At 38.2% G+C, this 25,246-nt stretch carries 19 protein-coding genes and 1 tRNA gene; 4 read left to right on the forward strand and 16 right to left on the reverse strand.

The genetic code is table 11. The features are described from left to right. Nucleotides 1-396 precede the first annotated feature (396 nt). From JXQ92_RS14780 to JXQ92_RS14800, 5 genes are all read right to left on the reverse strand, one after another. Nucleotides 397-1,872 (reverse strand): hypothetical protein, encoded by a 1,476-nt coding sequence (locus JXQ92_RS14780; protein WP_421987408.1) that lies wholly within the window; start codon nt 1,870-1,872, stop codon nt 397-399. A 196-nt stretch (nt 1,873-2,068) separates the two neighbouring features. Further along, nucleotides 2,069-3,337 (reverse strand): adenylosuccinate synthase, encoded by a 1,269-nt coding sequence (locus tag JXQ92_RS14785; protein ID WP_421987409.1) that lies wholly within the window; start codon nt 3,335-3,337, stop codon nt 2,069-2,071. Between the two features lie 101 nt (nt 3,338-3,438). Further along, entirely contained in the window at nt 3,439-3,780 is a 342-nt protein-coding gene (locus tag JXQ92_RS14790) for an STAS domain-containing protein (RefSeq protein WP_421987410.1), read from the reverse strand. Between the two features lies 1 nt (nt 3,781). Next, nucleotides 3,782-4,252, reverse strand: a complete 471-nt coding sequence (locus tag JXQ92_RS14795) for a Fur family transcriptional regulator (protein ID WP_421987411.1) — start codon at nt 4,250-4,252, stop codon at nt 3,782-3,784. A gap of 47 nt (nt 4,253-4,299) precedes the next feature. Continuing rightward, nucleotides 4,300-6,528 (reverse strand): RelA/SpoT family protein, encoded by a 2,229-nt coding sequence (locus JXQ92_RS14800; protein ID WP_421987412.1) that lies wholly within the window; start codon nt 6,526-6,528, stop codon nt 4,300-4,302. A 111-nt stretch (nt 6,529-6,639) separates the two neighbouring features. On the opposite strand from JXQ92_RS14800, the gene JXQ92_RS14805 reads away from it, so the two are divergent. From JXQ92_RS14805 to clpX, 4 genes are all read left to right on the forward strand, one after another. Next, nucleotides 6,640-6,721 (forward strand) — tRNA-Leu (locus tag JXQ92_RS14805). A 65-nt stretch (nt 6,722-6,786) separates the two neighbouring features. Next, nucleotides 6,787-8,112, forward strand: a complete 1,326-nt coding sequence (tig, locus tag JXQ92_RS14810) for a trigger factor (RefSeq protein WP_421987413.1) — start codon at nt 6,787-6,789, stop codon at nt 8,110-8,112. Between the two features lie 93 nt (nt 8,113-8,205). Further along, a complete protein-coding gene (locus tag JXQ92_RS14815; RefSeq protein ID WP_421987414.1) occupies nt 8,206-8,874 on the forward strand; it encodes a ClpP family protease in 669 nt (222 codons plus the stop codon). A 4-nt stretch (nt 8,875-8,878) separates the two neighbouring features. Beyond that, nucleotides 8,879-10,105 carry an ATP-dependent Clp protease ATP-binding subunit ClpX gene (gene clpX, locus JXQ92_RS14820; protein WP_421987415.1) on the forward strand — a complete coding sequence of 409 codons (1,227 nt, stop codon included), beginning with the start codon at nt 8,879-8,881 and terminating at the stop codon, nt 10,103-10,105. Between the two features lie 18 nt (nt 10,106-10,123). Here the strand turns inward: clpX and JXQ92_RS14825 are convergent, their stop codons facing one another. The 11 genes from JXQ92_RS14825 to JXQ92_RS14875 form a co-directional block, all read right to left on the reverse strand. Then, nucleotides 10,124-10,543 (reverse strand): 6-pyruvoyl trahydropterin synthase family protein, encoded by a 420-nt coding sequence (locus tag JXQ92_RS14825; RefSeq protein ID WP_421987416.1) that lies wholly within the window; start codon nt 10,541-10,543, stop codon nt 10,124-10,126. 88 nt (nt 10,544-10,631) lie between these two features. Beyond that, the gene (locus JXQ92_RS14830) at nt 10,632-11,024 is read right to left on the reverse strand and encodes an SxtJ family membrane protein (RefSeq protein ID WP_421987417.1); all 393 of its coding nucleotides are present in this window, start codon (nt 11,022-11,024) and stop codon (nt 10,632-10,634) included. Continuing rightward, nucleotides 11,017-12,849 carry a carbamoyltransferase gene (locus tag JXQ92_RS14835; protein WP_421987418.1) on the reverse strand — a complete coding sequence of 611 codons (1,833 nt, stop codon included), beginning with the start codon at nt 12,847-12,849 and terminating at the stop codon, nt 11,017-11,019. Before JXQ92_RS14835 ends, JXQ92_RS14830 begins: the two co-directional genes overlap by 8 nt. 2 nt (nt 12,850-12,851) lie before the next feature. Beyond that, nucleotides 12,852-13,001, reverse strand: coding sequence for a DUF5989 family protein (locus JXQ92_RS14840; RefSeq protein WP_421987419.1), 150 nt, complete (start codon nt 12,999-13,001; stop codon nt 12,852-12,854). 2 nt (nt 13,002-13,003) lie between these two features. After that, on the reverse strand, nt 13,004-14,863 hold the full coding sequence (locus JXQ92_RS14845; protein WP_421987420.1) for a hypothetical protein: 1,860 nt from the start codon (nt 14,861-14,863) through the stop codon (nt 13,004-13,006). A 145-nt stretch (nt 14,864-15,008) separates the two neighbouring features. Next, the gene (locus JXQ92_RS14850; protein ID WP_421987421.1) at nt 15,009-15,461 is read right to left on the reverse strand and encodes a hypothetical protein; all 453 of its coding nucleotides are present in this window, start codon (nt 15,459-15,461) and stop codon (nt 15,009-15,011) included. 3 nt (nt 15,462-15,464) lie between these two features. After that, nucleotides 15,465-16,430 (reverse strand): ADP-glyceromanno-heptose 6-epimerase, encoded by a 966-nt coding sequence (gene rfaD, locus JXQ92_RS14855; RefSeq protein WP_421987422.1) that lies wholly within the window; start codon nt 16,428-16,430, stop codon nt 15,465-15,467. An 89-nt stretch (nt 16,431-16,519) separates the two neighbouring features. Further along, nucleotides 16,520-19,738 (reverse strand): VCBS repeat-containing protein, encoded by a 3,219-nt coding sequence (locus JXQ92_RS14860; protein ID WP_421987423.1) that lies wholly within the window; start codon nt 19,736-19,738, stop codon nt 16,520-16,522. 243 nt (nt 19,739-19,981) lie between these two features. Continuing rightward, nucleotides 19,982-20,473, reverse strand: a complete 492-nt coding sequence (locus tag JXQ92_RS14865; RefSeq protein WP_421987424.1) for a hypothetical protein — start codon at nt 20,471-20,473, stop codon at nt 19,982-19,984. 101 nt (nt 20,474-20,574) lie between these two features. Then, nucleotides 20,575-22,068 carry a RagB/SusD family nutrient uptake outer membrane protein gene (locus tag JXQ92_RS14870; RefSeq protein ID WP_421987425.1) on the reverse strand — a complete coding sequence of 498 codons (1,494 nt, stop codon included), beginning with the start codon at nt 22,066-22,068 and terminating at the stop codon, nt 20,575-20,577. A gap of 28 nt (nt 22,069-22,096) precedes the next feature. Then, complete coding sequence (locus tag JXQ92_RS14875; RefSeq protein ID WP_421987426.1) at nt 22,097-25,153, reverse strand: SusC/RagA family TonB-linked outer membrane protein; 3,057 nt, start codon at nt 25,151-25,153, stop codon at nt 22,097-22,099. Nucleotides 25,154-25,246: the final 93 nt, after the last annotated feature.

The following is a 25,246-nucleotide window of genomic DNA, read 5'->3' on the forward strand; positions in this document are numbered from 1 at the left end:
CGTAATCTAAAAGAGCACTAACTCTCCCAAATCTTTAAAGCCACCAACGTTTTAGTAACCCCTTTTTTTAACACCTTGACAACTCTCATCCCCAAAGCGGATGCAAAGGTAATGAAAATATTTACACTCAAAACAAACAGGAGAAAATAATTTAAAAATATTTTTAATCCCTATTTTAAGTGCTCAACATGTTCAACCCGCTCCTTTCGAACGGGACGACAAAGGTATGTTAATTATTCTTCATGGGGAAAGATTTCTAAAAAGAAATTACACCTAATTGATAACATACTCATAATCAGATATTGACAGTAAAAGTATTTTTAGATTTGCACTCAAGAAGATGCAAAACTCATGATTTCTCGCATTTTTCAGGGAATCCATATCCCATCAAAAGCGCTATTGTTCTGATTCATCTCCACCGAATGTATAAAGTGACTCTCCCCTAAATTCTAATATACTGGCAGGAACTGGAAGATGTCTTGCGGTACGTGGTTCCAAATAATATAGCGACGATGCATCTTGATTTCCAGAAGGCGTAATCATTCGCCTGTAAAACCAAACATTGCAAGTACCATGGTGAGAAAATTCAACTATCCTTTCATAAGCAATAGCTTCTAAAATCAACTCATCAGATTCTTGACCAGAAAGCGGTGTCAAACCTCCTCTATTAACTCTGGTTTCATTTATGAGCCCTACCACTTCGACTTTATCTCCATTCGTTCTCAACAAAGCTTCTGCGCGGAGCAACCTTACTTCAGCATCAGATAAAAAAATCATTGGCCCAGCGAGGCTTTCTCTATATACACTATATCGATTGTAACTATAGGCGCCAATGGTAGGTAATCTACTAGCGATCTCAGGCGTTTCGCTATAATCAAAATCGGTTAAGATTCGGTTGTCATCTGGCTCTTCAATTTCTGGTAAAAAAGGAGTACCATCGGGAATAGGGTATGGCACTTCAGCTTCAGGCTTAGAGGGATTCATCATTTTAATAATTTTCTGATGAACGCGTGTGAAAATTTTATCCTGCCCTTGTATCAACATTCTGTTCCACCACTCTTCCTCGGCGCCTGTCCCGAGCGGTGCTAGATCGGTGATGCTACCTTCAGTATTCGCCAAAACTCTATTCCAATCAAGGCTAGAAACTTCTTCCGAATTTCTTGCTTGTGACACTTCAAATTTTGCGATAAACGCTTTTAAAATATTGATCACTTCGAGGTTACTGAACGTTTGTCCATTCCAACCGGTCATATCACCACCTTCCTCAAATAAATCAACAGCTGACACCAACTTTTCAATGGCCGCATCATTAACATCTTCAAAGGAACTATAGATTAAATTATCCAAGTCAGAATTCTCGTCAACTATAAATGCTTTGTTATAAATAAGAGACAGATAACCTAAAGATAAGCCTTGAAGTGCTTTAGCATTGGCTGCAATTGCATTGAATTCATCCGCACCAATTATAGCCAGCACTTCATCGCGATCTTCATTCATTACCTCTAAAATTCCATTGAGGGGCGTGAGCGTTTCGTATAACCCTTCCCACGGTATAGAGAAAAGATCGGAATAGATGTAATCTGCATCATTTCTTAAGGCCACTCTAGGTAATGCACTAACGTCTCTCATACCCCAATTTCCGAGATTCGATACTAGCCCCTGTGCCATAACATTGATAGGCATATTGGGATAAGTTTGGTGGGTAGCCGCCCAGAATGATGCATAGGAGTGATCAACTATATCGAAGAATTCTAGCGGATTGTTATATACCAAACGTGCATCAAGACCAGAGGGCCCATCATCGGTTTTACAGCTTTGCAATGAGACACTTACAAGAGTAAAAATCGCAACGGGTAATAGATACTTTTTCATGAGTTTCATTTTAAAGTGGCGCTCAAATTCAAATCAGACATATGACTTGAACGTTACATTAAATCAACTTATCCAATATTGAAACAGTGTTATTGCTAAAAGAAACAAGCCTTTAAAAGGCTAGATCGCATTGCAATTCATAAAAAAAGCGCTTCCCGATATCGAGAAACGCTTAATGCTTTAAAGACAAATCTATTTATCGAAGAATTGTCTGTGTTCTGTCAGGACCTACTGAAACAATTTTGATTGGCACTCCAGTGGCCTCTTCTATATACTTAATATAAGAAGAAAGCTCTTGGGGCATATCATCCATAGACTTCACGCCAGTAACATCAACTTTCCACCCTGGTAATGTATCGTAAACAGGCTCCACTTCTTCATCAACTAGTTGAAATGGCATCTCTTCGGTCAGAGACCCATCAGCTAGCTTGTAGCTTGTACAGACTTTAACTTCATCAAGTATAGAAAGAACGTCTGCCTTCATCATAAACAATTGAGTAACACCATTAATCATAATGGCATATTTCAATGCTGGCAAATCTAACCAACCACATCTTCGTGCTCTACCTGTAGTAGCTCCAAATTCATGACCTTCTTTCTGAATAGCTTCTCCTGTTTCATCAAATAACTCTGTTGGGAATGGCCCTCCACCAACTCTAGTACAGTAAGCTTTGAAAATGCCAAATACTTCACCAATGTTCTTTGGTGCTACTCCTAATCCAGTACAGGCTCCTGCTGTCATGGTATTAGAACTAGTTACATAAGGGTAACTTCCAAAATCAATATCCAATAAAGATCCTTGTGCACCTTCTGCTAAAATAGTTTCAGAAGACGCAACGCTTTTGTTGATTAGGTATTCAGAATTAACAAGCTTAAAGCTTCTTAAAAATTCAATCGCTTCAAAGAATGGCGCTTCGACTTCGGCTAGGTCATATTCTAATTCGTAATGCTTTAAAGTGTTTTCGTGCTTACCTACTAAGTTTCTATACCGATCTTCAAAACCTGGCGCCATGATATCTCCAACGCGCAGACCATTTCTTGCGATTTTGTCTTGATAAGATGGGCCTATGCCCTTCAGCGTTGAACCTATTTTATCTTTCCCTTTGGCCTTCTCATAGGCTGCATCAAGCAATTTATGTGTAGGTAAGATTAGCTGCGTTTTCTTAGATATAAACAGATTAGCCTTAAGGTCGATCTCGAATTTAGCTAAACCTTCAATTTCTTTTTTAAATACAACTGGATCTAAGACAACACCATTACCAATAATGTTTTTGATCTTATCTCTGAAAATACCGGAAGGTATTTGATGTAAAACGTGCTTATGGCCATCAAATTCTAGCGTGTGTCCGGCGTTTGGTCCACCTTGAAACCTGGCTACAACATTATATTTGGGTGCTAAATAGTCAACAACTTTTCCTTTGCCTTCGTCACCCCACTGTAAGCCCAATAGTACGTCTACTTTCATTTGTTTTTTGTTTTCAACTGCCCCTAAGGACAGACTTTATTTGAGAGACCTTAATTATTTGATTAATAGATCTCGTTTAATCTAATTTCTTTTTGCCGCTACTATGAATTCAGTATAGCAATGGCATCTTCATGTGAATCTGCTATTTTGAAAATCGCGGTAAGCTTCGTTATGATCAAAAGCTTTTTTACATGCTCCGATGGTTTAACAATAGCTACTTCTCCGCTTTGATTTCTGAATTTGGTAAGCAAAGTAATCAGCACACCAATACCACTACTATTGATATACTTGACATGCTCAATGTCGACCAGACAAAGTATTACTCCTTTATTAATAGCTTCATTAGCAGCTTCTAGGATTCCCGACCCACTATTTTCTCCTATTAAATCTCCATTTAAGGAAAGCATCAGTACGCCATTCTCTTGCTTAGCGGTAAACTCCATATCAACTTTCTTTTTCTTTTGTTTCCGCTTTGTTCGACTTCTTTTTTGCAAAAAAGTAAAGCGTGTGGTGCATAATATCTATGTCAAACATTTCTTCAAGGGTATTCTTGATATTCTGAATCCTTGGGTCGCAAAACTCAATTACTTCTGAAGAATCAACCATGAGAATATGATCATGCTGTTTGTAGCCATACGATTTCTCGTATTGTGCCATATTTTTACCGAATTGGTGCTTTGTAACCAAATCGCACTCTACTAATAAATCAAGGGTATTATAAACTGTTGCTCTCGAAACTCTATAGTTTTTATTCTTCATGCTGATGTAGAGTGATTCTACATCGAAGTGACCATCGCGGGTATAAATTTCTTCAAGTATGGCGAAACGTTCGGGTGTCTTTCTTAACCCCTTATTCTCAAGATAAGCGGTGAAAATCTCCCTGACTTCATCAAAGACTTTTTGGTTAAGCGACATTTCGATTTATTAGGATGCAAATATAAGATTCTTTACCATTTAGAATACTAGCCTTCTTCTTTCTCTTGGTCGGAAATAGTTCTTGTAACACGCATTACTCCCATTACCTTCTCAAGCTTTTGAATCAGCTGATCTAAATGACGTGTACTATTTATATAGAGCTTAATCTGACCATCAAAAATTCCTGTTTCGGTGTCGATACTTATCGATCGCATATTCACTTTCAATTCATTGGAAATAATGTCTGTAACATCACGCATTAAGCCCACTCTATCGGTACCGATAATTCTAAGGCCTGCCAAGAATGCATTTTGTTGTTCGGAGAGCCATTTGGCCTTTACTATTCTATTACCATGATTTGATAATAGTTCTGGTGCATTCGGGCAGGTTGTTCTATGGATTTTAATGCCTTCATTAATTGTCACAAATCCAAAAACATCATCTCCAGGAATCGGGTTGCAACATTTGGCAAATTTATAATCGAAGACATCCATGTCTTCACCAATCAAGAGGATATCGGTGCCCTCTTTCTTAACCTTGCTGAAATCATCAGAGTATTCAAAGTCTTTACTTTTTACCCTTGTACTTTTCTGCTTCTTGGTTTTAAAGTCTTTGAAGTTCTTAATCTTAGAAGCATCTATCAGGCCTTTTCCAACTTTATAATAGAAGTCTGTTACCGTTTTCTCTTCGAAATAAGCCCGCAGCTGATTAGTAACATCTCCATCGAAAGGAATTTTCATTTGCTTTAGCTTACGCTGTACAATCTCTTTTCCGTCTAATGCAGCTTTCTTCTTAGCCTCCTTAAGTGTATCCTTTATTTTTGATTTGGCTTTTGACGTAACGACAAAACGTAGCCAATCTTCATTCGGCTTTTGTTTTCCAGAGGTTAAAATTTCAATTTGATCTCCGTTCTTTAAGGTATAGTCGAGCGGAACCAATTTGTTATTTACTTTAGCGCCTAAACATTTGGCGCCTACTTCTGTGTGAATATCAAATGCAAAGTCTAAGGAGGTGGCTCCCTTTGGTAAGATCTTTAAATCGCCTTTTGGTGTAAAAACAAAAACTTCTTCATTGAATAAGTTCGCTCTAAAGTCATCGACAAATTCAATGGCATTCGTATCGTTCTGCTCTAGCATTTCGCGAACCTTGCCAATCCAGAGCTCTAGGCCAGACTCATGTGATTGAGACATGCCATCTTTATACTTCCAATGGGCCGCATATCCTTTCTCAGCAATATCGTTCATGCGTTTGGTACGAATCTGCACTTCTACCCACTTCCCTTTCTTACTCATTACAGTGGTATGTAACGATTCGTAACCGTTGGCCTTAGGTGTACTCACCCAATCTCTCAAACGATCGGGATTCGGTTTATAGAAATCTGTAACTATGGAATATACTTGCCAACAATCTGCTTTTTCTTGATCGTAAGGAGTATCCACTATAATTCTTACTGCAAATAAGTCGTAGACTTCTTCGAACGGGATATTCTGCTTATTCATCTTACTCCATATAGAATGGATAGATTTTGGCCTTCCTTTTACTTCAAAGTTAATGTCTGCTTTGTTTATTTCGTCTAGAATAGGGCTCATAAAACTCTTAATGAACCTGGTTCTGGAAGCTTTATTCTCTGCAATTCTAGCGACAATATCCTGATAGACTTCTGGCTCTGAATATTTCAACCAAAGATCTTCTAGTTCAGACTTAATGGCATATAAGCCTAGCCTATGTGCTAGGGGGGCATAGAGATAGATAGTTTCTGAAATTATCTTCAACTGCTTATGCCTCGGCATACTGCCTAAAGTCCGCATGTTGTGCAGACGATCTGCGAGCTTAACTAGAATGACCCGAACATCTTCTGAAAGGGTAAGCAGCATTTTTCGAAAATTTTCGGCTTGCTGAGAACTTCCGTGGTCAAAAACGCCTGAAATTTTCGTTAACCCATCAATGATCTTGGCGACTTTGGGGCCAAAATCTGACTCAATTTCATCTAATTCAATTTCCGTGTCTTCTACTACGTCATGTAAAAGGGCTGCAATTATGGATGTTGTCCCTAGTCCGATTTCTTCAACGCAAATTTCGGCAACAGCTAGAGGGTGGTATATATAAGGCTCTCCTGTTTTTCGGCGCATTTCTTTATGCGCTTCCTGAGAGGTGTAAAATGCTTTCTTTATTGACTTGGCATCGTCGTCCTTTAAAAAGGGTTTGGCTTTGCGTAAAAGCCTACGATACCGTCGTATGATCTCTTTTCTTTCTTCTTCTAAATCAACCGCAATCATAGTCCAAAGTTATATAAGATTCTGCATGAATTTTTAGTAAAAATTTTCCTCTTACTGTTGTTGATTTAAAAAGTAAATCTCATACCTTTGCAGTCCATTTTCAGAGTACCCGCGGATGTGGCGAAATTGGTAGACGCACTAGACTTAGGATCTAGCGCCTCAGGGCATGGGGGTTCGAGTCCCTTCATCCGCACTAAAGGAACCCTCAGTCGAAAGACTCGAGGGTTTTTATTTATGTTGACATAAAACTGTAAAGAATTGGATATCACGTTAGACAAAAAAGATTCGAATTTAGCCTCTATTAAAGTTAAATTAAACGCGGCTGATTATCAATCGAAAGTAGACGAAAAAATCAAAGATTACAGCAAGAAGGCGCAAATCAAAGGTTTCCGAGTTGGAAAAGTGCCTAAAGGAGTAATTCAAAAAATGTATGGCAAGTCTATTCTTGTTGAAGAGATCAATCACTTGGTTGGTCATGCTTTGCAAGATTACATTAAAGACAACGATCTTAAAATTTTAGGCGAGCCTCTTCCCAATCAAAAATCTGTAGATGCAGTGGATTGGGATAGTCAAGAAGGTTTTGAGTTTGAATACAATATTGGACTTGTTGAAGACTTTGCAGTAGAGCTTTCTAAGAAGACTAAAGTAACCTCATATGAAATCGAAGTTGACGACAAAGTTATCGATGAAACGATCGACAATGTTAGAAGTCAGTTTGGTAAAATGACTAACCCTGATGTAAGCGAAGAGGGTGATGTGCTTTTTGGAGCGATCAAACAGGGTGATTTCTCACACGATACTACCATTGAGCCAAGTGATCTTACGAAAACAGCTGCCAAAAAATTCATTGGAAAGAAGAAAGGCGACGAAATTAAAGTTGACTTAAAGAAACTTCATAAAGATGAATCCAAGCAGGCTGCCCAAATTGGTAAAACTGCTGATGAGCTCGCTGAAATGGATAGTAACTTTATATTTGAGGTTAAAAACGTAAACAGAAAAGAATTAGCAGACATCAACCAAGAGTTGTTCGATAAGACTTTCGGTCCTGATACTGTTACTTCTGAAGAAGAGTTTAAGCACAAGATCGTTGATACGGTAAGCCAAAACTATGGTAGAGAAACTGAAGGTTGGTTGAACAAAACGATTCAGGATACGCTTATCAAGAATACTAAAATTACGCTTCCAGATGAATTCTTGAAAGATTGGTTGAAGCATACTGGCGAAGGCAAAGTAACTGACGCTGACCTTGAAAAAGAATACCATTTATATGCCGATCAGCTAAGATGGAATTTAATTTCTGGACAGGTAGCCAAAGATAATGAGGTAAAAGCGGAACATGAAGATATTCAAGCGGCTACTCGAAAAATGATTGAAGCTCAGTTTATGGGTTCTGGTTTAGGCCAATTGGGAGACCAAATGGATTCTTTTGTAGAAAACTATCTACAGGGTGAAAACGGACAGAATTACATGAAAATGGCAGAGCAAGTTCAGCAAGAAAAGGTGTTGAATTTTGTTGTCGAAAAGATTGATATTAAGACTAAAAAGGTGAGCTTGGACAAGTTCAAAGAAATAGTTGGTGCGTAGTTAGAACCACTTACCCTTTTTCGTTGTTATTTAAAAGTCCTTTCGTACAAGGGCTTTTTTTTTAATTTTGTTAGTTAAGGTTTAAACAAACGAATGAATAATAGTAAAGAATTTCGAAAATTTGCGATTCACAATCAAGGTGTGAGTGGCACTGCCATAGATGATTATTCTAATCATATTCAAAATATGACAAGGTCAGTAATTGAGGAACGTCCTACGCGATTTGCGGAAATTGACGTTTTCTCGAGATTGATCATGGATAGAATTATCTTCTTGGGCATGGGCGTTGATGATAATATTGCAAATATTATCACTGCACAGTTATTGTTTTTAGAATCTGTGGATCCGAACAGGGATATTGTTATGTACATTAACAGCCCCGGAGGATCAGTATATGCTGGTTTAGGGATGTACGACACCATGCAGTTTGTTAAGCCCGATGTGGCTACAATTTGTACTGGTATGGCTGCATCTATGGGCGCAGTACTTCTGGCAGGTGGTGCAGCAAATAAAAGAGCAGCTTTAAAGCACTCACGTATTATGATACACCAACCAAGTGGTGGCATGCAAGGACAATCTCGGGATATGGAGATAACCTTAATTCAAATGCAAGAGTTAAGAAAGGATCTTTACGAGATTTTAGCTCATCACACTGGTCAGAAATACAGTAAAATCGAGAAGGACTCCGATCGTGACTATTGGATGAGATCTGCAGATGCAAAATCTTATGGCTTAATTGACGAGGTCCTTGAAAGAAAATAAGAATATGGCTGAAGTTACTTGCTCTTTCTGTGGGCGTAATAAGAAAGATGTGGATCTGATGATATCAGGTATACATGCACACATCTGTAATCATTGTATTACTCAAGCCAATCAAATACTATCGGAAGAATTAAAGACGAAAACGTCTGAAGATGCTCCTAAGTTTAATTTGATCAAACCCATAGACATGAAAAAGTATCTTGACCAATATGTTGTTGGCCAAGATGAAGCTAAAAAGGTAATTTCAGTAGCTGTTTATAATCACTATAAAAGGTTGATTCAAAAGGCTGATCCAGATGATATTGTGATTGAAAAATCGAACATTATCATGATTGGTGAAACAGGTACTGGCAAAACCTACATTGCTAAAACCTTAGCAAAAATTCTTCAAGTCCCATTTTGCATAGCTGACGCTACTGTTTTGACAGAAGCTGGTTATGTGGGTGAAGATGTGGAGAGTATTCTTACAAGACTCCTTCAAGCGGCTAATTACGATGTTGAATCAGCCGAAAGGGGCATTATCTATGTTGATGAAATAGATAAAATTGCCAGAAAGTCGGACAACCCTTCAATTACTAGAGATGTAAGTGGCGAGGGTGTTCAGCAGGCACTTCTAAAATTATTAGAAGGAACATCAGTAAACGTACCGCCTCAAGGTGGTAGAAAACACCCTGACCAAAAGATGATCTCTGTAAATACAGAAAACATTCTTTTTATATGTGGTGGTGCTTTTGATGGAATTGCTAGGCATATCGCCAACAGGTTGAATACGCAACCTCTTGGATTTGCGGCTACTAGCGACGACGCTCATGATGTAGATAGAGACAATTTACATCAGCACGTGAACGCGCAAGATTTGAAAGACTATGGTTTGATACCAGAATTAATTGGACGTTTGCCAATTGTTACACATTTGAACCCTTTGAACACTGAAATCCTCAAAAGCATATTGACAGAGCCTAAAAACGCGCTGACAAAGCAGTATACCAAACTCTTCGATATGGAAGAGACGGCGCTTGCCTTCACCGATGATGCGCTGGATTATATTGTAGAAAAAGCTTTAGAGTTCAAGCTTGGTGCTAGAGGATTGCGTTCAATTTGCGAGGCTATCATGACAGATGCAATGTTTGAAGTGCCTTCAGATGATGATGCCAATGCTATAGAAATAGATCGGGCTTATGCTCAGGAAAAATTCGAGAAATCGAAATTCAAAAAACTTAAAGTGGCTTAGGCCACTTTTTTTATATCCCTACTCTCCGAAATACTCAACGAAATTTCTTGGCGTTTCGTAAAGCTTCAAGGAATACAGACCACCTTCTTTAGTAATCTCATTTACTTTAGGAGCTAGAATCTTCCAAATCTCCATCACAAGAATTTCGCAGCTAGCCATTTTACCTTGCATAAAGTCTACGTCTATGTTCAAGTTTTTATGATCTAGTTTTTCGATTACCTCGTTCTTGATCAATACTGAAAGTTCTTTCAGGTCAACCACAAATCCTGTATCAGGGTCTGGTAGTCCCTTAACTGTGGTAATTAATTCAAAGTTATGACCATGCCAATTGGCATTAGCGCATGGGCCGAAAACCTCCTGATTTTTCTCATCAGACCAATTCGGATTATATAGCTTATGGGCTGCGTTAAAATGTTCTTTTCTACTGACGTAAACCATCTTCTAGATAATTTGGTGCAAAGATATTAAAAAGTATTTCTCAACAATCTTTACTATGAAAAGAACGTGCTAACTTATTAATGCTGAGCTACCAAGGCTCTTCTATATCTACCTTAGTAAAAGTTTTGTCTCTTTCTACAAAGGCAGTCTTTGCTTCAGTTTTAGGCGAAAATTGACTTCCTGGAGATACGAGTTTCTTTATCCACCCTATTGGCGTTACCACAATTAAATAGACTATACTTAAAAGTATGGTTCCATTTATTTTTCCAAGTAGTGACCCAAACTTCATCCAAACCCAAGAAATATAGTGTGCCACATGCTTAGATAATACAGATAGCAAAGCGATGAGGCATATGATCAATAGAAGCTCTCTTACTTCTTCATCTCTAAAGGTTAGTAAATAAAAATAAATAGCTAGCAACCCTGCTACCAAACCAAGTACAATGGATTGTGCTTTATTGTAATCTCTATTATCACTCATCTTTTCCCTTCTTATAAATTATGGTATTGCTCATTACCAAAGCATCCATATTGGTGTTCTGGAAGCATTCAAATGCTTCTTTTGGGGAACATACAATTGGTTGGTCTTTTATATTGAAGCTTGTGTTTATCAACATTGGGCAGCCGGTAAATTTTTTAAATACTGTAAGAAGCTGATGGAGTTTCGGGTTAGTTTTTTGATCTACCGTCTGAATCCTTGTAGAATCATCTACATGCGTTATTCCTGGAAAATCAGAATTAATCCAATCACATTTTTCCCTGATAGACAAAGACTCATATGTTGCTGGTTTTTCCTTTCTGAACGCTGGCAAAATATCACAGATTATAGCCATGTACGGCGAATTCATGTCTAGGTCGTAATAATCTTTCAAATCTTCCTCAAGAATAATTACCGCGAACGGTCTGAACGATTCTCTAAACTTTATTTTTTGATTGATGACTCGTTGTATATCTGGGTTTCGCGGGTCACCAAGTATACTTCTTGCACCCAAGGCTCTTGCCCCAAATTCCATTCTTCCCTGCATCCAGCCCACTACCAATCCGTCACTCAACAGCTGGCTTGTTTCTTGACAAACTGTGGCAAAATCTATTGATACTTTGAATTCTTGACTTTGAGATTTTAAATATGCTCTAATCTCTTGATCAGAAAACTCAGGTCCGAGAAACGAAATGTCATTCTTTTGTTCTTTTTGGGTTTTATGAAATTCATTGTTTTGGAATGCATGAACCAAAAGACCGGCCCCTACCGCACTACCTGCGTCGCCAACCGCCGGTGGTACATGCAGATTTTCAAATAGTTTTGCTTGGACTACCTTTCCATTTGCGGAACAATTGTAGCCCACCCCACCTGCAATACACAAGTTGGCAGAACCAGTAAGTCTTTTTGTTTCTTCAGCTAATAAAAGCACGCTTTCTTCTGTTATCGTTTGAACTGCCAAGGCAAAATCACAATGGGCTTGCTCCAGTTCTTGTTCCCATCCGCGTCTTTCCATCTTAAAAAGTGCCGCCCACTTCTTATCATTAATCATTTGCTTGCCTTCCAAAAATTTAAAGTAGCTGAGATTCAAATGAACTGACCCGTCTTTGTATTGTGTAATTAAGTCGCGTTTAATGCTATGATAAAAATCATTGAATCTTTCGGAGTTCCGGTTGCCATAGGGAGCCAAACCCATCATTTTATACTCTCCATCATTGACTTTAAACCCTAAGAATTGAGTAAATGCGGAGTATAATAAGCCGAGTGAATGCGGATAACTTTGCTCTTTGAGCACCTTGATTTCGCCTTCCTTTGCGTGATAAATAGCGGTGGTTGTCCATTCTCCTACACCGTCAATTGTAAGTACGCCACTTTCTTTGAAGGGTGATGTGTAATATGCCCATGCGGCATGAGACAAATGATGCTCACAAAATTGAACCTTGAGGTGTTTTATTCCTCCTAAATCAAGCTTCTTTAATGCATCATCTAGCAGCTTTCTAAAAAAAACTTTCTCCTTTAACCAGGCTGGCATATACTTGATAAAGCCACGTAGTCCTCTAGGTGCAATGGCTAGAAAATTTTCTAAAACACGTTCAAACTTCAGTAGTGGCTTTTCGTAAAACGCAATGCTAGCTACATCATCTAATGTTATTTGCGCCTGCATCAGGCAGAATTTTACAGCATTGCTCGGAAAGGCGGAATCGTGCTTTACCCGAGTAAACCTTTCTTCTTGTGCGGCAGATATTATTTCACCATTATGAATTAGGCAGGCTGCGGAATCATGATAGAATGCGGATATTCCTAGAATATAGGAAGCTGTTTTACTCATAGTTAAAACATGCTGTAAACGAAAGGTGCAATTGCAGAACCTTCAACAAAAACGATCAATACACCTAGCAGTAATAAAACGATGATTATTGGAGCTAACCACAATCGCTTTCTGACTGCCATAAACCGAAATAGTTCTCTTAAGTGTCTCATAATTAGTAATTCATTCTTCGCGTTAAGTTCAAAAAACGATCGTTTTTTCCTTTAATAGCTTTAGAGATTCGCTTCTGTAAAGTTTCTGCAATGTCTTTTTTCTGGATAAAAATTAAGCCTTCCAGCGCATCTAAATAATCATCGGTTTTTGTACTTATATCTTGATTTGAGGCCTTGTATAAATCAACTTTGACAATGGACAGAAGTGCATCTTTTGTTCTACTGCTTTGTACGTCATTTTTATTTAATTCTAGCAGCTCATTTGCAATCTGAATTGCCTTTTGGTAGTCACTTGCCGCAATTAAATTAGTTAACCTAAATTTTTGTACTTCCACTTGAGATGCCTCTTGACTAAAAGTCTTCAGCAGACTTTCCGCTTGATTGTACAAGCCTAATTGGCTGTAGGCCTGCGCCAGTAGTAAAGTGGGTTGAACTTGATTGTGTAATTCTTGATGTAAGACTTTAGCGGTGGCAAGGGCTTTTAATGGTTCCGCATCGAGTTGTGCGTAAATTGATTTTGTGAGCACTTCCACCCAAGGTATTTGGCCGCTTAGAACTTTACTTTCATTGGATTGCTTGAGCTGATTTGTCTGTGCTTCTGAAGCGTTGACAAAAGGCCAATCTAATAATAGTTGCTGAACCATTAAGTGCCCATAAAGGCTATCTACTGATGCTATACTATATTCAAAGTCTGAACGAGAAGCCTGTTTTCCCTTCTTTGAAACAAGCGCCTCTATTGCATCAAACAGCTCGTCTGCCATAATTCTCTGCCCTTTCAGGTTTGGATGGACATGTTCGTTCATTAAATCATTACCGACAATACCCTGATCTGAGGCTGCTTCGAATGCGGTTCTCATATTGACTAATTCGGCATTGTACTTCTTAGCTAGGACTGGCACTAGGTTCTCTATTCCCGAAGTAGCCCTAAACTTTAAGAGATCGAAATCTCTAGCGTTTTGAAATAAGCCTTTAGCGCGCTCAATATTATTAGTAGACAACATTTTCTCTGCCTCACTATAAAGGCTATCTGCTCCTCCTTTTTCACTACTTGTAAATGGCTTAAAGTCTTTAAGGTTACTTACTAGCGTCGAAATATAAACTGGGATTTCAGCTTCCTGATATTTTTGTAGTAGGGCTGAAATGTTGAATTCATACTGTTTTACACCAGATTCATGTAATTTAGAATCAAATGGTATACTTTCTTCTTTTACCATTTTCGCCATCAATGTCTCACGATCACCTTCAGGCTTATTTGAATAGAAAGACCTGATAATATTCTTAACAAGTTGCACGGTTTTTACATGCTTAAGCTTTAAATACAGGTTGGTAAGCAGTGGAGATTTACCAAAGGATTGACTTGAGGCTACGCCAAGTGCTCCATAGAACTCATTGTGCCCGCTATAGATTATTACTGCATCTGGCTGCTGTTTTATGATATCGTCAGATAGGTCTAACAGTGTAAAACTATTAGTAGCCACTAAACTTGTATTGACAACTTCAATATTCAGGTTTGGATATAGCGCAGAAAGTTTTTGCTCTAGCAGTCTTGGCGAAGAGGCGTTGTGGTAAGGAAACCCGGCCGATGTAGATGCACCTTGAACGAATATTCTAAAGGTAGAATCACTTTTTTCTGATTCGAAAAGATCGTACTGACCGGAAGGTGCAAATTCAGTGACAGGGAAATATCTTTCAGCTACTCTCGGATTAAGAATCGAATAGTTAGCATCAAAAGGATCTGAAATAAATACTGGTTGAATTTCCGTTCCGTAATTGAATACCCGCAGGCTTATCTCTAGAATGATAAAAAAAACGGGAGGTATAAGGAGTGTAATAAAATAGAATACCCTCTTCTTTACTTTCATTGTATATTAATCCACGCCAAATATGGGTGTTGACAAGGACTAAATATAAGTATTAATTCATATTAAGATCTATATATTTCGCATAAATCAAATAGACACATACAATGTTTGTTTTACAGCACCAAACACCGAATATAACCTAACATCAGTGAACGGTGACTTTGCCAAATGGGCTTTCTTCACCAGTATCTGTGGGCTTAATAAATTTGTATCTATCTAGGTTGTATACTGAGCCTTTATTTACGTTCAAAAAGCGATCTAAGTCAGCCTGCAATGCTTTTAATGTAGCTTTACTAGTCAGCACGATTACTGTTTTATCGCTTTTCATTTGAAGACTACGGTCTTTCATAGTAGTCTGCGCAAACTGTAAAATACGAAGTCGGTTTGAAGAGTTAACTTGAAAAAGGGATTTGGCCATTTCTTTAGCTGGTGTGCTAATAGAATCAATTGGCGTTACTACACTAAGTCCATTACTCAGTTCGAAAGAGGCATAAAAGAAAGCTACACTATCTTTGGCTGCCGCTTTTTTGGAACTCTTTTGTGCAAAAGAGTTAAAAGTAAAAGCAATCATCAATGTCAATACTATTCCTACTCTCATGGTTTAAAATGTTTTATTTTCTATTAAATAGTTCTTTACGTAATCTTCAACACCTTCTTCTAAACTTGTAAATGGTTTTGAATAACCGATGCTTTTAAGTTTAGTCATATTCGCTTCAGTAAAATATTGATATTTATCTCGAATATCTTCTGGTGTATCTATGAATCCTATATCTGCTTTTTTATCAAGCGCTTTAAAGGTTGCTGAAACTAGATCAAAAAACGTGCGAGCTTTCCCACTTCCAAGGTTATAAATTGCAGAATCCAAACGATGATTCATTAGGAAGTAGCACACTTCTATCACATCCTTTACAAAAACAAAGTCTCTCAACTGCTCTCCATCCTTAAAATTAGGGTTGTGAGATCGAAAGAGCTTCATTTTCCCTGTTTTTGTAATCTGTTTGTATGCATGTAACACCACAGAGGCCATTCTTCCCTTATGGTACTCATTGGGTCCATAAACATTGAAGAACTTTAGGCCTGCCCAAAAGAATGGTTTTTGTTCTTGCGCTAATGCCCATTTGTCAAACTCATTTTTTGAAACACCATATGGGTTTAAAGGCTGAAGTTGGTCAAGCCTTGAGTGATCATCATCATACCCTTCATCTCCGGAACCATAAGTTGCTGCTGAAGAGGCGTATACTAATGGGATTTGATTGTCTATGCAGGCCTGCCATATCTTTTTAGAATACTCTAAATTCAGTTGATTTAGCAGTTTATAATCAAATTCTGCAGTATCAGTTCTGGCGCCTAGGTGAAATATGAATTCCACATGCTTAGCATTTTGATCAAGCCAATCAAAGAAGTTATTTCTATCTACTTTTTGAGATATACTTTTTCCTTCGAGATTCCTCTCCTTATCAGGTATATCAAATTTGTCAACAGCAATAATGTCATTGAAGCCTTCTTTATTCAATTTGCTGACTAAACAACTGGCGATAAAACCTGCAGCACCTGTAACTACGATCATTTGTTCTAATGATTTAAAATCTTCGACAAATATACCCAATCCAAAATGGCTACTTTAGAAATAATGAAGTGATTTACATTAAAATGTGCTCAATAGCCACCTTGAAGGTGATTATCCGACATTCTGACTTGGAGCAAATCTGGAGATTCGTTATTCTTTAATAGAAGAATTAACTCTTCCCCATTGACTGAAAGTTTTTGAATCTTATTTACGATACCACTATTGACTAAGCCACTTAGGGTTTGTGAAAGGGGCAAAAACTTACCATTACCAAGCCCTTTCATTAATAGGGTACTTTGTGCATCATATCTACCATTGAATACTTCAGGGCTATTGGAGTTTCCTGCAAATAAGATATCAAGTATACCATCCTTATCGAAGTCAAGGGTCTCAATATCATTTACCTGAGAATACTGGACTTCTACAGGTAATTCCATATACATGAAGCCTTCCTCTCCGTGATTTATAAACAGGCTCGTTTTAAAATGATTGGCACTCAACTTAGTAGCTTTGTCTAATCGTTCTTGTCCGAACACCATGTCGATTGTTGCTTCGGCATAGCTTATGTTTTTTACAAATTTCTTCTTAATGGAATTGATTTGTTGTGATAGTGTAGCTCGATCGTGCAAGATGTATTCTTTCCCATCATTGAAGTATGCAACAACAGGGTCAATTCTTCTATCTCCATTAAAATCAGAAGCATAGATGGATAATGGTTCTTGATTAGTGGCTTTATATCGACTATTTAAACCGAGATTTCCACCAATGATGTCTAAATCACCATCTTTATCTATGTCTACTATTTCTAGGGTATTCCACCAACCCACATAGTTTGATAAACCATAGCTTTCCGTAGCGTCCGTAAAGGAGCCAGCAATATTGGTGAACACTTTAATCGTCATGAATTCACCGGTAATTATCAATTCATTCGAACCATCTGAATCCAAATCGGCCCAAACGGCATCCTTTACCATTCCAATTTCTCGAATTGTAGGAGCAATTGTAGCCGTAACGTCATTGAAAACGCCATTATCGTTGGATAAAAACTTACTCGTGCCGGCTAAAGGATATTCTCCTGGCTTACATCTTGCTCCAACAAATAGGTCAATATCGCCATCATTGTCAAAGTCATTTTTAACAATTACACCTCCGCTAAATGATGCATAATTGATGCCTTCTTCAGATTTTATGAAATTCCCGCGACCATCATTTAAATACAGTCTATCAGCGTATAAAGCGCTCCCATTCTCAAACTCATTGCTTCCTGAGATGACATATAAGTCTTCATCTCCATCTGAATCTACATCAATAAACAGGGCTCCTGCATCTTCTGATTGATTACCTTCTAGTTCCTGAACTTTAAATCCAAGTGCTCCATTTCTAAAATACTGGGTAAACAGCCTTCCAGGTTCTCCCGCTGCGCCTCCTATAAAAATGTCTTGTAGACCATCTCCGTTAACATCTGCTGTGCTAGCGCAAGGGCCTTCTTGAGAAAGTTTATGTGGCAACAATGGTTCACGGTTAAAATCTACGAACGTAGATTCTTTATGGGTATAGTCTAAAGAAACACGGCTGGCTTTGCCAAAAACGCTTTGAAATTTTGGCTTTTGAATTACAACTTCTGTTTCTGAGGTTTCTCTTTCAATACTTAGCAGTTGATTAACTTTGACATCTTCCAACCTAGTCACCTTTTTATCAGGCCAAACGATTTCAATCTCATCCACTTTGGTGTGTTTGTTTAGTCCAAAGTGTAACCTTGCATCTACGGTGGACTGAAAACCTCTAAATGGGGAAACTTCGGCACTATATTTCTCTCCTTTTACTGTAAGATTAACCTTAGTTCCAATAGCTTTCGCATGATCGTTTTCAATTGTGACATCTATAGTCAGATAACTCAAACTATCTAGTTCTCGCGACCTATTTTCATACACAAATGATGCATGATTTAGGTTATTTACTACAATATCAAGATCACCATCGTTGTCCAAGTCACCATATGAAGCTCCGGTTGAAAAGCTTGGTTGGGCAAGTCCCCAGTCTTCTGCTTTATTAAAGAAATTTAAGTCACCTTCATTGGCATAGGCATAATTGGCAACTTTTTCTCCTTTAAGCTCTCTTAAAGCTTCAACTACAACATTTGGGTCAAAAACTGCACTTCTTCGCTGGTTTTCACTAATTATATAATCTCTAAAATCAACGTCAGTTACATCTTTTACATAGCCATTAGTAATAAAAACGTCCTTGAAACCATTATTATCTAAATCGGCTATGAGCGGTGACCAACTCCAATCTGTATTACTCATCCCGGTTAGAAGGCCTACTTCCTGAAAAGTAGAATTGTCAGTACCTAATTGCACTGAATTTCTCATGTATTGAGGGAGGTAACCATTCTTTGTTAAGAGTTGAAATCTATTATAGTTCAATCCGCTCAGTAGTTTCTTCTGCCTTCTATTATCCTCAGGCAACATATCTACCTGAAATAGGTCCATGGAACCATCATTATTAATATCAGCCATGTCAATGCCCATTCCAAAATTACTTGTATGGTTTACATAGCTTGCTATTTCATCCTGAAAACCACCATTTTGGTCATTTATATAGAGATTGTCATCATAAGTAAAATCATTACTTACATAAACATCCAGCCAACCATCATTATTAAAATCATTGATTGCCAGACCAAGCCCATATCCTTCATGCTGTATACCAGCGAGTAATGTAACGTCGACAAATCTTCCATTGTCATTACGCATTAATCGATCGCTACTTTTTGAATTACCATCTGGCCTCTTTCTTTTTATAGCTGTAGGATCTTTATTAGGGTTGTTTTCGTAATTTATCAGATAGGCGTCAAGATCGCCGTCCTTATCGAAGTCAAAGAAGGCGGTATAGGTGGTTAAACGTGACTCGTTTAACCCATATTCGCCGGATTGCTCAGTGAATGTTAAATCACCATTATTCACATAGAGTTGGTTTTGAGTGTGTTTCCCTATTGCTCTGCCACCAATACTCAAATAGATGTCTAAATATCCATCAGCATTAATATCTACTATAGACACACCATGAACCCAACTTGTCGTCGTCAAGCCTGCAGTTAGTGTAACGTCATTAAACTTTAATTCACCTTGGTTGATGAAAAGTTTACTCGATACCATATTACCACCAAAAAAGATGTCTTGGAGACCGTCGTTATTGAAATCAGCTATTCCCACTCCAGCACCATTATACATATAAAGGTACTTGTAAGCATTAATGGAGTCACTCTCGGTTAGAACATTAGAAAAAGTAATTCCATTTTCTAACGACAAGAGTTTAAATCTATTCTTTGAAGATTTCTCACCTTCACAGGATAGTATAGATAATAAAAGAAGCAGTAAAAAAATATTTCTATTCAACATACAGCATGGTGAGTCACCAAATCTGACAAGAACCACAGAAACACTCGACTTTTACGACCTATCGGTGTGTGGGAGTCTTATTATTGTTGAATTTGAGTATGACCTTACTCGAACAGAAAATAAATTAGTAATAATTAAGCGGAGATCAAGGCTCTATTTTATCTTTCTGATAATACCTGTATAACCATCACTGGTCATTACTTTTATCTTCTCTCCATCTTTACGGTAAAACTTAATTTTACCTGAAGACATTTCTAAGGTATGGCCTGTGAATCCATAGAACATACCTAAATCATTTTTTTCAGTTAAGCTCAGAGCTTGAAGTAAAGCAAACGCAATACCTGATGTAGGGGTATAACCTTTAACTTCTTTTTCTCCTGCACCGGGTACAGCTACATTCTGTACTGAAGCAGGTAATACTTTTAAATCATAAACAGTTTTAGTAGCTGTTGTATCTTCCTTTAACTTGTCATAGTTATTTACATGTGTATACTTTACACCATCTATAGAAATCCAATCCTCCATTTTTAAGGTATCCTTGAACTCAACCTCGATTGTTTCAGCCAAAACATAAGGCCTTCTCTCACCACAACTAGCTGATATTAATACTACAGCGAATATTAAACCTACTAAGTACTTATTCATTTTCATTTCCAAGTTGTATTTCTAGCATTAAAAAAACTTCAAATAAAGGTAATAAAAAAGCCCCAAGTAAAACTTGAGGCTTTTAAAGTATCTATAATTGATTATCCACCGAAAGTGTATACATCAAGTCCTAAGATTTCTAGCTCCTGTGCAGGAAGAGGTAACTGACTAGCAGTACCTGGCTGCAAGAAGTGAGAAGGATCAGACGCTATTCTTCTGAAGTACCAACCGTTCAAAGCACCATCCCAAGCGAATTCTACAAGACGCTCATAAGTGATCTCTTTCAACATGTCTGCATCAGATTCTGTTCCAGTCAAGGCAGTTAATCCGCCTCTCGTTACACGAGTAGCGTTGATTAATGCAGCTGCTTCAGTCTTACTTCCACCAGTTCTAATTAAAGCTTCAGCTCTAATCATTCCAATCTCATTCATTGTTAAGTGAGGCATTGGTCCTAATAGGGCAGCGATGTAGTAGTTATACTTGTTGAAGTTATAGCTACTGTAGAAGTAATAACCTCTATCTGCAGCAAACTGAACACCAGAGTTGTATACAAAGTCAGTAGAAATCCTTGCATCTCTAGGAGCAGTAATTTCTGGCAATGTATTAGTACCATCAGGCCATGGGTAAGGAGCAGTAGCATTGCTAGGGTCCGAAGTTGTTCCGCTACCAGTACCACCTTCCATCATGTTGATGATTCTTTGACTAACTCTTGTCCATAATGGGAACTGACCTTGAATCAAGATACGAGTCCACCAGAATACACCATCACCAGCAGGTGAAATATCAGCAGTCACAGTATTAGCCGTTAAACTCAAGATTTGATTCCAATCATTAGCGGCAGCTTCAGCAGCATCTCTAGAAGAATAAGCTAGAATTTTAGCAGCAAATGATCTTGCAAAACGAGCAGCTTCAACATTATCATAGTTCAATCCATTGATTGCAGAATGAGTAGTTGATGCATCTCCATCAAAAATTGCAGCAGCTTCTGTCAACTTAGTTATTGCAGCAGCCACTACATCAGTGTAAGGGCTAAGCTCCAAAGTACCTAAATCAATAGCAGAAACAGTTTCATCAGCGATGAAAGCTTGGTCAAAAATAAGACCTAATGTACCAAGTGCTAAACCTTGAGCTAATTTACCATTAGCCAATACTTGATTAGTAAGGTCGTTTCCGTTACCATCATCGATTGTACCACCAAACTCACTGTTCATAACTCTTAACAAGTCATTAACCTGAGCTAAAGATTGGTTCAAACGTGCCCATGGAGTCGTCATGAAAGCACGGTTGTTGTACGTCAATGTATTCTGAATTGGAGCTCTAGGAATAGTACCTAAATCTCTCATACCCCAGTTACCCCAACTTGAACTCAATGTCTGAGCATAAACCGAGATTGGCATGTTTGGAGAACTCAACTGAGTCGCCTGCCACCAGGTTAAGAACGCACCATCAACAACCGATGGGAACGTGGTAGGATCAGAGAAAATGTCAGAACTATTCTTTTCATTCAAGTTCTCCACTTCTAGATCTTCACAAGAGGTGAAAGTAACAGCGATTATCGCTGCTACTACCCCAAAATATTTGAAATTTTTCTTCATGATTTTTTCTTGATTTAAATCTTTGTTATTAGAACGTCAATGCAATTGATCCATTGAAAGATCTAACAAGTGGGTAAGCGAAGTCATCCGTTCTTGTAGTGATACCACCTGAAGCAGGATCATATCCTGGGTAGTCACTAGATAAGAACAAGTTACGTCCCACTACACTTAATCTCACATTCTTGAACACTTTGTCCATACCAATTTTTGCCAATTGGTCGCCACCTAGGTCATAGTTTACTGCAAGCTCTCTTAATCTAAGGTGAGTAGCATCTTCAACCCAGAAATCAGTTGTTCTGTTTGTGTTATAAATGGTAGCTAAGTAAGTATTAGCTTTTCTTTGTCCTTCAGGGAAGTCGCCTTGGTTAAAGATTGGGTGTAACCTATCTCTAGCTAACCACTGACCACCTTGGTAGTAAGTATCTCCACCGTTTTGGTACTCCCATAGCATGAATACAGAGAAGTTCTTGTAGTCAAAAGAAGTAGTTAACGCCATGTTAAAGTTTGCCTGAGCATCACCAATTAACAAGTCATCAGTTTGAACACCAGCTTCGTCAGTGATGTATACTGCTGCTTCGTTTGTAGTAAACTCATCAGCTGCAACAATTACGATACCGTCTCTGTTGATTTTAAAATCAGAAGGAGTAAGTCCACCAGTAACGTTAGCAACTGTTCCATCAGGAAGGATAGTTAACTCATCCAAAGAACGAGCAATTTTTCTACCGAACATTTCAGTTGGTCTGTTTCCAAGATCCCAGATGTTACGAGCTCCAACTTGGAATCTCGGTCTGTTAAATTCTGTGATTTCAGATCTAGTTCTATCAAAGATTAAGTTGAATGACAAGTTCATGTCATTTTTCTGAATCGCATCATATCCTAAAGTCAACTCAATAGTATTTGTTTCCAAAGTACCAGCGTTTTGCTGCTGAGAAGTTCTACCAGTTACAGCTGAAAGAGGAATCGTTAAGATTTGGTCTCTGTTCTTTTGCTCTGAGTATGAACCTATGAAACTGAATTTATCAAGGAAATCAACATTCAATCCTAGTTCTAATTCGTCCGTTACATTTGGTCCTAATAATGGATTTTCAAGAACAGTTGGGTTTTGGATAACACCATTTACAACTGGAGCTCTTTCAAATCTATCGAAGAAACCTGGTAGTCCACCAGCTTGTCCCCAAGAACCTGTAATTTTTGCTTCTTGAATTCCATCAATTTCGAAATCCTCAGTAATTCTCCATCCTGCTGAGAATCTAGCAAATGTTTGCCATCTGTTATCTCTACCGAATAATGAGTTACCATCACGTCTTACAACAATATCAAATAGATATTTGTCTTGGTAATCACCACCAACTGATAATGAGAAGTTGTTAGCAACTACTTGGTTTTCTTCAGCTGCATTAGCCCCTAAGAAAGGAAGACCATCCGTTGGAGAAAGTGTTACGTTGTTGAAACGATCAAAAGCAGCAAGTCCTAAGTTAGTACCGTTAGCACTGAAAGACTCTCCACCTCTATCTTCATACTGGAAGAAAGCGTTAGATCTTAAATTCCAATCTTGGATTTTAGTTACATATGTTAAACGGAAAGAAGAAGTAATTGCAGTGAAATCACTGTAACCTCTACCTAGAGAACCAGTTCCTGGAACACCTTGGTTAGCCAGGTATCCAATATCCTGGAAGTTTCTAGAGTAATCTTGCCATGTATCCATACCGAAACGGCCTTCCGCAGTTAAACCTTCAATAATATCATACTTAACATTAACTGATCCGATGAATCTCTTACGAGTTCTTTCGTTTCTGTTGTTAGTTAAGATATAGAAAGGGTTAAACTCCGAAGTAGGAGAAAATCTGTTTGCATTGTAGTTGAATGGAGAACCATCCTCTTCGTTTGGAGCGAAGAAATCAGCACTTGGATCTGCAATAGTCAAAGTTCTAATACTAGGCAACACGTTATCTTGCTCATCTTGGATAAACCTTAAAGATGAAGATAATTTCAGTTTCTCACCAATGTATTGATCTGACTGCACAGTAATGTTATAACGTTGGTTACCGTCATAAAAGTCTACACCACCAGTTCTATCTTGGTATTCAGCTGAAACAGCTAAGTTACCCGTTGCACCTCTTGTACTTAATCTCATGTATTGAGTAAAGAATGTACTTCCAGTAAATAAATCGTTAATGTGATCTCTGTAACGCGGGAATGCATTGTCAGAAATCAAATCTGGATCATCTTGCGCAGTACCAGTGTTATCAAGTTCGAAATCACCAGTTGCAGGATCAATTAGGAAAGGGTGATAATTGGCCTTTTCAATGTTTCTGCTTTTGTAAACGCTTTCACCACCATATTCCGTTCTTAATAAGAACTGAGTTGAACCTGGAGCAATTTTGTCACCTCTTTTAGAGAATAACTGGATTACACCGTTCGCAGCTCTTGAACCAAATAGAGTAGCAGCAGAAGCACCTTTCAATACCTCATAACGCTCAATATCCTGAAGGTTAATGTCTGAAAGACTGCCTTCTATTAACACACCATCCAATACGATAAGTGGACTGTTGTTACCTGCTAAAGAAGAAGCACCTCTAATTTGAATTTGAGGTCCAGCACCTGGAACATTACTTGGCTGAACACGAACACCGGCAATTTTACCAGCTAGTGCAGAACCAGCATCTGTTGCAGGAACCTGCTTTATTACCTTCTCACCTACAGAACTTACTGTAAATGGAAGCTTCTTTACTGGAGTAGCAGCAGCCACACCAGTTACTACAACCTCTCCTAAAGAAGTCGCATCTGGAACCATTATCACATTGTACACTGATTGATTCGGTACAAGTTTGATTTCCTGGTCAACGAATCCTAGGTAACTGAATACTAAGGTTCCGCCTGATGCAGGCACTTCAAGTCGGTATTCACCGTCCACATTGGTAGGTGTACCTTCAAAAGTACCTTTCAACTGAATAGTAACCTGAACAAGTGGAAGTCCATCTTCTGAACTCGTCACCTTTCCAGTTACTGTCCTGTTCTGAGCAAATGCAACGGTAGTTAATCCCGCCAACATAAGCATGACACAAGTCAGTAAAATTCTCTTCATTTTGCTTTCGTTTTAGTTTAATTGATGAAAAATTAATTTGCTTAGAACTCCAAACATAAAAGAAAATGTCATCAAATAATAATAATTGCAAAA

Source organism: Roseivirga sp. (assembly GCF_049099775.1).
Lineage (GTDB): Bacteria > Bacteroidota > Bacteroidia > Cytophagales > Cyclobacteriaceae > Roseivirga.